Here is a 7,830-nt window from a genome sequence, read left to right as displayed (position 1 = left end):
TTTTTGATTGACCCGTGGCTTGCGCCGAAACATCAGCTGTCATTTGTCGATATTCCAGACATGCCGTTCCATGTCCCCGATCCGATGAAGGAGCATCTTCCGATGCCGTTCTACAATTTGCCGATGGATATGGGGCAGATTTTGAGCGGTGTCGACTACTACATCGTTACGCATCTGCATCCCGATCATATTGATATGGCACCGGACGGGACGGTCGGTGCGCCGCTTGATAAGGCGGTTCCAGTCATCTGTCAGTCGGAGGAGGATGCCTCTGTTCTGCGGAGTTCCGGGTTTTCAGAGGTAATCGTCCTGCCGACAAGCGGTATGGAGTTCGGTGCGGCGAAACTGACCCGCGTCCCTGCCCTGCACGGCACCGTTGTTCCGTGCGGTGACGCGATGGGGATTGTGTTTGAGGCATCGGAGGAGAACACCTTCTATTTGGCAGGGGATACGGTCTGGTATTCCGGCATAGCTGAGACACTGCGGAACTATCAGCCTGAGGTGATTGCCCTGAACTGTTGTGCCGCAGAGACCGTGGAAAATGGACGCCTCATCATGAACGATGAAGATGTTCACTGCGTTGCAATGACTGCGCCTAACGCCCGTCTTTATCTGACGCACTTGGACAATGTCGCACATGCTGCGCTTACGAGGCATACACTGCGAGGTTGTTTGGCACGTCGCGGCGTGGTGAATTATGATATGCCGTCCGATGGTGCGTCGGTTGAATATAAAGCCGCAACAGCCAGAGCTTAATTCCTGTCATACGGTAAATTCCGCACACAAAAGAGATTCCATTCGCCCCACTTAGCGCCTGGAATCTCTTTTTTGTTGCAAAGAATCATTAGGCAACATATACCCTCTCTTGTGCTATAGTTTTCTTATATTTGAAACGTAGAAGGGAAGACTGTCGTTTGCAAAGACCTATGGTGCGACGACACTCGGGATTGACGGACGAATTATCGACGTTGAGATGGATGTGTCGCTGAGACCGGCGGGCTTTGAACTGGTGGGGTTTCCCGATACGTCAGTGAAGGAGTCGAAGGAGCGGGTATGGACTGCGATCCGTAACTCCGGCATTCAGTTGCGGCAGGAGCGGGTGACGGTGAACTGACAACATTTCTATTTCTGTATACTTCCTAGACATGACGAATCCCTCCTGTTGTAGTTTTTATTTTACAACAGGAGGGATCTTTTCATTGCCATGAAGTGCATGGTCACGGTATTTGGCATCTAGCTTGTGCCCCTGTCTCAATGCTTCGACAACATTATCCAGTAGCTTGAGATTCAAGCCACGTTTCTTCGAAGATTTTACCGAGTTCGTTGAGTGAGTTTGCAGTGTCACGGCTAAGGGCGGAGATGTCCTGCGTCGGATTATCTCGGATGTCGATTGTTCCTGCGGCAACGGCAGATTTTGTTGTGCTGCTTGCATCTCCCTTGACGGGCATGGAGATGTTCGGGGCAAGACCGATGGTGTTGTAGACTTTGTTCTGCTCGTCCTCGGTCATGTTTTTATAGTTGCCGTATTTGTGGTAGGATGCACCGATGCTTGCCGAGCTGAATTTGTTCTCGGTGGAGGTGTGGCTTGTATTTACTCATGTAACATACTTATATTTTCCCATCCTGCATAATAAGACGTTTTCCTAGCAAGTCATCTTCATGTGTAAATACAATAGTCCAGCTTAACTCTTTGTTTGTGATATATATGTCCTCCGGGAAGAATTCTAGATGATCTAGTAACAGATTGTAGTCGAGTTCTATCATATCCTTTTTGTCAAATTTCCAATAATCTTTTATGAAAATCCTATCTCTAGAGTTATTATCCCAAAAAACAAATACTTGCTTTAAAAAATTACGATACTCTTCGATTTGTGTTTCTCCAATGTAGGTTTCTGATTTTAAGAAATCCCATAAATATCCTTCATAACAAAGTCCATCGGAAAATTCATGCAAGCACTCAATTCGTTCTTGATAACACTTCGCATGTGTATACGGATCTACAAATTTTTTTATATATAAATCGCGATACCTTTCCGCTTCTTCTTTGCCTAATATTCGGAGATGCCTTTTAAAAATTTCTAGTTCCACGTTCTTGAACTATCTCCTGTATTCTTGTCGTTCTCTTTTTTCCATCATGCGCAGATATTAGTATCCTGCATACCATAGCTCATATAAAAAATCTAAATTTTCCTCTTTTGATAAGAATAATATTGCTTCCTCCCAACAGTTACTCGTTTTAGGAAATGATATACTGTTGCTTATGGCAGGCTGAATTCCTCTTCCGGTAATAGAAAATGCATCGAGGGAATCTATATGTATATTATAATTTTTGCAGGTGTGAATAAAATCTTTTGCAACACTATTGAAAAATAGATACATGTTATCGTAAATGATAACTTTCTTCTGGTATTTTTCTTCCAAGAGCTTAATCATAAAAATCTCCATATTTACACTTTAATCATGTGGCTTATAGCGATCTTGGATTGTACGTTCTAGTTGTATGAGTACATTCAGTAACATCTTTTATAGAATCAATACGCCATCCTCTCTTCTTAATTGTGAAAAAAACAGAAGAAACTATTGCACGAAGGTAAATTTATCTTTGTGCAATAGTTTCTTCTGTTCTGTTTTAGAATAGTTCGGCATGTGATCCTGTGCGTGATGCAGTTAATATGAGCTGCCCGTGGTCGATGGCATAGATGAGCAGCCAATCCGGCATGATATGGCACTCCCGAAAACCGCTGTAGTCTCCCGTCAAAGCATGATCGCGATAACGGGCGGGCAAGCGTTCGTCGCGGCGCAGAACTTGCAAAACGGTGTCTAATTTTTCTATTGGAGCACCCTGTTTGCGCAGGCGTTTCAGATCTCTGCGAAACTGTGTGGTGAAGACGAGGTCAAGCATTTTGCCTCTCCGCGTCCATTTCATCAATCAGTTCGGACAGGGATGTATAATGCTTTGCCTTGACTTTTCCACTCATGATGTCACGCGCTTCCTCCATGGCGCGTAGCGTTTCCTTGTTATAGCGCGGTTGCTTGGGCTGAAAGGGAAAGCCGCCTTCCATGATGGATGCATGGAGAAAGATATTGATGGCATCCGTCACGGAGATACCGAAACGCGCAAATACGTCCTCCGCCTGAGTTTTGACAATAGGGTCAATGCGCATATTGATGCTTGCTGTTTTGGGCATGGCAGTACCTCCTTTTGTTTTATTGTAACGCAGAAGTGAAGCAATAGCAATACATTTTTATATGTCCCAGTGGAGCTGTGCAGGATCGGGGGTGGCGCGGTCGATCTCGCGCAGAATCCATGAGGCGTTTTCGTGTGTCTGTGCAAACGCATCGGCAAGCGGCTGCTCGTAGGCGGGCGGGATCTCCATCGCGTGAATCGCCATGTGCATGTAGTCCTTTGCGATGAGGACGACACCGCGCTCGGCGGCGAGATGCGCCTTGAATCGGTAGCCGTAGTACAGGTAGCTGTTGTGCGGGACGGCATCCTCCAGTTCATCAAAGGCGGAAATGCGCTCATCTGCCTCCGCCTCGGCGTCCTCGGTCATGCCGAGTTTGTGCATGAGGTTCCATCGATCCGCCCACAGTTCACCGCGCAGGATGTATTTGTAGAGGAAGTCTGTCCCCTCGGCGCACTCGATCGCAAGATTGATGTGCTCGAGTGCCGCTTCCTGTGTTTTCTTTTCCTCCGCCTCAAGTGCCGAGAGTCCCTGCATGGCGTAGACTTTTTCCTCCACGTCCTGCGCGAGTTCCTCGTTCACCTCGGCATCCATGACGCTTTGAAAGAGTTCGATCGCCTCCGCGCGCTGCTCCGGCATCTGTGCGAGAAAATGGGCGAGCCGCGCCCGTGCGTGCCAGTCCTCCACACCGCCGGCAAAGAGTTCGTGGGGCGGAGCATTTTTCCCGAGACGGTCGATGACGAGATGGATGCGTTCATGAAATGTTTCCGGCGTCATAGTTTTATCACCTGTTTCATTTGATTCAAAAGGGGAAGATCGTGTGTGATGACGATGAGCGTTGCGCCGCGTGCATCGGCATCTGCCAAGACGGATGTGATGAGGCGTGCGCCGCAGGCGGCATCGAGCCCTGCCGTCGGCTCATCGAGGAGCAGGATCGGCGCATCGCCCGCAAGTGCAAGTGCGGTGAGCAGGCGGCTGCGTTGTCCCCCCGAAAGACGGGAGGCGTTCATTCCGAGCGGCTCGTCGAGCCCTGCGGGCAGCGCCCGCACAATGTCCGCGAGCTGCGCCGTTTCAAGTGCGTGCCATATTGCTGCCTCAGAGATATCGCCGCGCAGACGCAGGAAGTTGTCCCGTATCGAGGCGGAGAAGAGCCAGCTGCCCTGCAAAGCAGCACCGAAATAGGCACGCGACGCTTCGGGGGAGAGTTTCGTATGGGGAACGCCGTCGTAGGAGATCGTGCCTGCATCCGGTTCCCAGAGACGGAGCAGAAGGCTCGCCAGCGTCGTCTTGCCCGCACCGCTCTCACCGATGATGGCCGTGTGCTCACCGCGGCAGATCGTAAGGCTGAGGTTCTGCACAATGGGGATGTCCGTATGATAGCCGAAGACGAGGTGTTTCGCCTCGATCAGAGGTGTGTTTGCCGGCGTTTCGGAAGGCGGTGCAATGGGGACGGGCTGTGTGCGCTCTCTGGATGATGGGAGAATGTGCCGTGCGGCACGTACTGATTCCTGTGCGCCGAGAACAGCGGGGGGGATCGGGCGGAGCTCGGCGAGTACTGTCTCGAGGGCGAGAACCCAGACTGCGTACTGGATGCCCGTGAGCATTCCCTCGGTCACGCGGGGGATGAGCAGAATGATGGCTGCGATCCAGACAATGATCCGCAGGACGTCGAGCAGGGTGAAGAGCTGCTCGCGCCGCCGCCCTCGTGCTGTTCGCTCACGCTGAAACCTAGCCGCCGCCTCATCCAGCACTGCCTGTGCATGCTGCGTACTGCCGGCAGCGCGCAGTTCTGTGCGCCCGTCGAGCTGATCGAGGAGACTGCTGCGATAGTCGGTACTTTGCACGCGCAGTTCCGTTTCGCAGAGGAACAGGGGGAGCGAGAGATGGAGCAGAAAGAGCAGGAATACGGCAGCGGCCGCAGGGATGCTGAGCGGCAGGAGAGCCGCACAGGTGAGCAGCACCAAGGCGAGGGCGATCAGCGGCGGCGGGACGGCGCGCAGGTAGAAGTCGCGCAGGGTCTCACAGCCCATCAGCAGATCATGGAGGAACTCACCTTCGCATACGTTGCCCTCACGCATGGGAATGACGGCGGCGGAGCGGCGGTAGGTAGCCTGCTGCAGCGCCTCGTAGCAGCCGAAGGCGAGACGGTGGGAGAGCAGGCGCTCAAGATAGCGAAAGACGGCACGTCCGATGCCGCACGCCCGTACGCAGGTAATCGCGAGGGCAAGTGACGAGAGGGGCGGCGCGAGCGCCGCACTGGCGATGATCCATGCCGCAGAGGCAATGAGGGCAATGCCCGCCGCAGCCGCGAGAAATCCCGCGAGGAGGGCGGGGAGAGCCGCCGCAGGTGCGGCAATGGAGAGCAGCCGAAAGAGCATTGCGGTCATCATGCCTCACCTCCCAGTGTCACAACCTGATCTGCCCATGTGATGAGCGCAGGACGGTGCGCCGTCAGAATCATCGTGCGGTGATGTGAAAATGCCGTCAGAGCATCGATCACGCACCGCTCTGTCTTCTCATCCAGCCCCGCCGTCACCTCGTCCAGAAGAACGATGGGCCGATCCTGAAAGAGGGCACGTGCCAGACCGAGGCGATGACGTTCCCCTGCCGAGAGCGGATGACCGCCCATGCCGAGGCGTGTATGCAGCCCCTCGGGCAGCGCGCGCAAAAAGCCGTCGAGTGCCGCCGCCTCCAGTGCCGCCGTGATTTCGGCATCCGCCGCGTCCCGCGTCCACAGCGTTACGTTTTCTGCAAGGCTCGCACCGAAGATATGCGGCTCCTGCGGAACGTACGTGATGAGCGCGGTGCGTGTCTCCTCCGTGAGACGTGCGAAGTTATAGCTGTGCTCTGTTCCCGCACCGTCCGCGAGGGTAATCCTTCCCTCTGAAGGAGAGAGCTGCCCCGCAAGGAGGAGGAGCAGCGTCGATTTTCCACTGCCGCTGTCTCCCGTGATTACGGTGGACTTCCCCGCGGGAAAGGAGAGCGTGAGATCCGTCAGAACGGCCTCGTCGGTCAGCGGGTAGCGATAGATGAGCGCCTCCGTGCGTACGGAGGGAGGGGAGAGAATCTGATCGTGCGTTCCCGTGATGGACGGCGGTGCATCGAGGCAGGGGGCAAGCGCCTTCTCTGCCGTCGCGGCATCCATCGCCGCATGAAAGGCAATGCCGCCTTCGCGCAGCGGCTGATAGAACTGCGGCGCGAGGATGAGCACGAAGAACGCCGCCTGAAAGGTCATGCCGCCGTCCATGAGACGCAGACCGATGGAGACCGCAATGAGGGCAATCGACAGCGTCGTAATCAGTTCCAGTGCAAAGGAGGAGACAAAGGCAAGCCGCAGTACGGCAAGCGATGCCTCGGAAAACACATGGCTCATCTGCGCGAGATGAAGCCCCTCCGCATCGACGCGGCGAAAGATTTTAAGCGTCGCCGCCGCACGCACCAGATCACCGAAGCCGTCGGTCAGCGCGCGCATCTCATCCCATTGATGCTCACTGGCGCGGCGCGTCGCCTTGCCGATGAGATAGAGGAGAAAGGGGGCGATCGGCAGCGTGACCAGAAAGAGCAGCGCCGACAGCGGATCGACGACGGCAGTCACGAGCAGAACGAGCGGGATGATGACGACTCCTGCGATCATGGTGGGCAGGAGCGTGCGAAACCATGGATCGAGCGCATCGACGCGCTCAAGCGTAAGCGTCAGTACACCTGCACCGCTCTGCCCGTGTGCAAGCATTTCCCTGTGGAGAGCACGCCGGCAGGAGAGCCGCAGATCATCGGATAGCTGCGACTCGATCCGGCTCTTCGGCAGACGCAGGAGAGCCATGGCGAAAACGCACAAAAACAGCATCAGAAGATCTGATGCTGTTTCGGCAAGTCCGCCATGCCGGAGAAATACAGCGTTCACGATGGCGGCGGTCTTCCATGCCGCGAGGATGGTCAGCCCTCCGTGCAGGAGTTCGACCGCGACGCGGATGGAGAGGACACGCCGCTGCGAATGCAGCATTTGAAACAGGATGGACTTTCTTTTTTTCATTGTTTCCTTTAGTATGCCTGATGTCCCGAATCGTTCGGAGAAACGCGCTTGCGGAAGATGTAATACGTCCAGATCTGATAGCAGAGGACGACGGGGACAAGAATGGCGGCGGCAATGGTCATGATGGAGAGTGTGTACTCCGTCGAGGACGCATTGTAGATCGTCAGACTGTATCCGGGATTCAGGCTCGAGACCATGAGACGCGGGAACAGTCCGGCGAAGAAGCCGACCGTCGTGCCGACGATGGCGAGGGCGCCGAGGATGAACGCACCCTTCTGAGAACGTCCGTAAAGTGCACCGATGGCGAGCACGAAGGAAACTGCCGAGAGGAAGAGTGCCGCCGAAGCAACGGTGCTCTGGTAGAGGTCGGTCTCAACGTAGGTAAGGATCATGCAGATCACGTAGAGGACCGCCGCGGCGACACCGAACTTCAGACCAAGCCTACGTGCGCGGCCCATGAGGTAGGTGTCGGTCAGCCGCAGCTTTAAGAATGCCGCACCGTGGAACGCAAAGACGCAGACGAATGTGATGCCGCCGACAATCGTGTAGGGCGTCAGGAGATCAAAGAATCCGCCTCGATAGACCTTATCTGCACCGATGGGCAGACCTGCGATT

Annotated in this window: 11 protein-coding genes and 1 pseudogene; 2 read left to right on the top strand and 10 right to left on the bottom strand. The window is 54.5% G+C overall.

Annotated elements, in window-relative coordinates; translation table 11 throughout:
- Together HMPREF0908_RS02650 and HMPREF0908_RS10545 are read left to right on the top strand one after the other, a co-directional pair.
- On the top strand, nt 1-756 hold a 756-nt coding region (locus HMPREF0908_RS02650; RefSeq protein WP_006689889.1), incomplete at its 5' end, for an MBL fold metallo-hydrolase.
- Nucleotides 757-907: 151 nt separating this feature from the next.
- Nucleotides 908-1,111: pseudogene (locus tag HMPREF0908_RS10545) on the top strand (magnesium chelatase domain-containing protein); the annotation flags it as partial.
- Between the two features lie 60 nt (nt 1,112-1,171).
- Here the strand turns inward: HMPREF0908_RS10545 and HMPREF0908_RS11185 are convergent.
- The 10 genes from HMPREF0908_RS11185 to HMPREF0908_RS02605 form a co-directional block, all read right to left on the bottom strand.
- Nucleotides 1,172-1,345 (bottom strand): type II toxin-antitoxin system YafQ family toxin, encoded by a 174-nt coding sequence (locus HMPREF0908_RS11185; RefSeq protein ID WP_245522912.1) that lies wholly within the window; start codon nt 1,343-1,345, stop codon nt 1,172-1,174.
- Nucleotides 1,269-1,508 carry a hypothetical protein gene (locus tag HMPREF0908_RS10905; RefSeq protein WP_006689887.1) on the bottom strand — a complete coding sequence of 80 codons (240 nt, stop codon included), beginning with the start codon at nt 1,506-1,508 and terminating at the stop codon, nt 1,269-1,271. Before HMPREF0908_RS10905 ends, HMPREF0908_RS11185 begins: the two co-directional genes overlap by 77 nt.
- A gap of 100 nt (nt 1,509-1,608) precedes the next feature.
- A complete protein-coding gene (locus HMPREF0908_RS02640; RefSeq protein WP_006689886.1) occupies nt 1,609-2,088 on the bottom strand; it encodes a hypothetical protein in 480 nt (159 codons plus the stop codon).
- Nucleotides 2,089-2,145: 57 nt separating this feature from the next.
- Nucleotides 2,146-2,433: a hypothetical protein gene (locus HMPREF0908_RS02635; protein WP_040572357.1), complete on the bottom strand. Its 288-nt coding sequence runs from the start codon at nt 2,431-2,433 to the stop codon at nt 2,146-2,148.
- Nucleotides 2,434-2,629: 196 nt separating this feature from the next.
- Complete coding sequence (locus HMPREF0908_RS02630; protein ID WP_006689884.1) at nt 2,630-2,902, bottom strand: type II toxin-antitoxin system YafQ family toxin; 273 nt, start codon at nt 2,900-2,902, stop codon at nt 2,630-2,632.
- On the bottom strand, nt 2,895-3,188 hold the full coding sequence (locus HMPREF0908_RS02625; protein ID WP_006689883.1) for a type II toxin-antitoxin system RelB/DinJ family antitoxin: 294 nt from the start codon (nt 3,186-3,188) through the stop codon (nt 2,895-2,897). Before HMPREF0908_RS02625 ends, HMPREF0908_RS02630 begins: the two co-directional genes overlap by 8 nt.
- Before the next feature lie 57 nt (nt 3,189-3,245).
- Nucleotides 3,246-3,962: a hypothetical protein gene (locus HMPREF0908_RS02620; protein ID WP_006689882.1), complete on the bottom strand. Its 717-nt coding sequence runs from the start codon at nt 3,960-3,962 to the stop codon at nt 3,246-3,248.
- The gene (locus HMPREF0908_RS02615) at nt 3,959-5,572 is read right to left on the bottom strand and encodes an amino acid ABC transporter ATP-binding/permease protein (RefSeq protein WP_040572501.1); all 1,614 of its coding nucleotides are present in this window, start codon (nt 5,570-5,572) and stop codon (nt 3,959-3,961) included. Before HMPREF0908_RS02615 ends, HMPREF0908_RS02620 begins: the two co-directional genes overlap by 4 nt.
- Entirely contained in the window at nt 5,572-7,215 is a 1,644-nt protein-coding gene (gene cydD / locus HMPREF0908_RS02610; RefSeq protein ID WP_006689880.1) for a thiol reductant ABC exporter subunit CydD, read from the bottom strand. Before cydD ends, HMPREF0908_RS02615 begins: the two co-directional genes overlap by 1 nt.
- Before the next feature lie 8 nt (nt 7,216-7,223).
- Nucleotides 7,224-7,830: cytochrome d ubiquinol oxidase subunit II (locus HMPREF0908_RS02605; RefSeq protein ID WP_040572500.1), on the bottom strand; the 607-nt coding region annotated here is incomplete at its 5' end.

This window comes from Centipeda flueggei ATCC 43531, assembly GCF_000160695.1.
GTDB lineage: Bacteria > Bacillota > Negativicutes > Selenomonadales > Selenomonadaceae > Centipeda > Centipeda flueggei.
The sequence above is the reverse complement of the archived record's forward strand: the minus strand, read 5'-3'. Positions and strand labels throughout refer to the sequence as shown.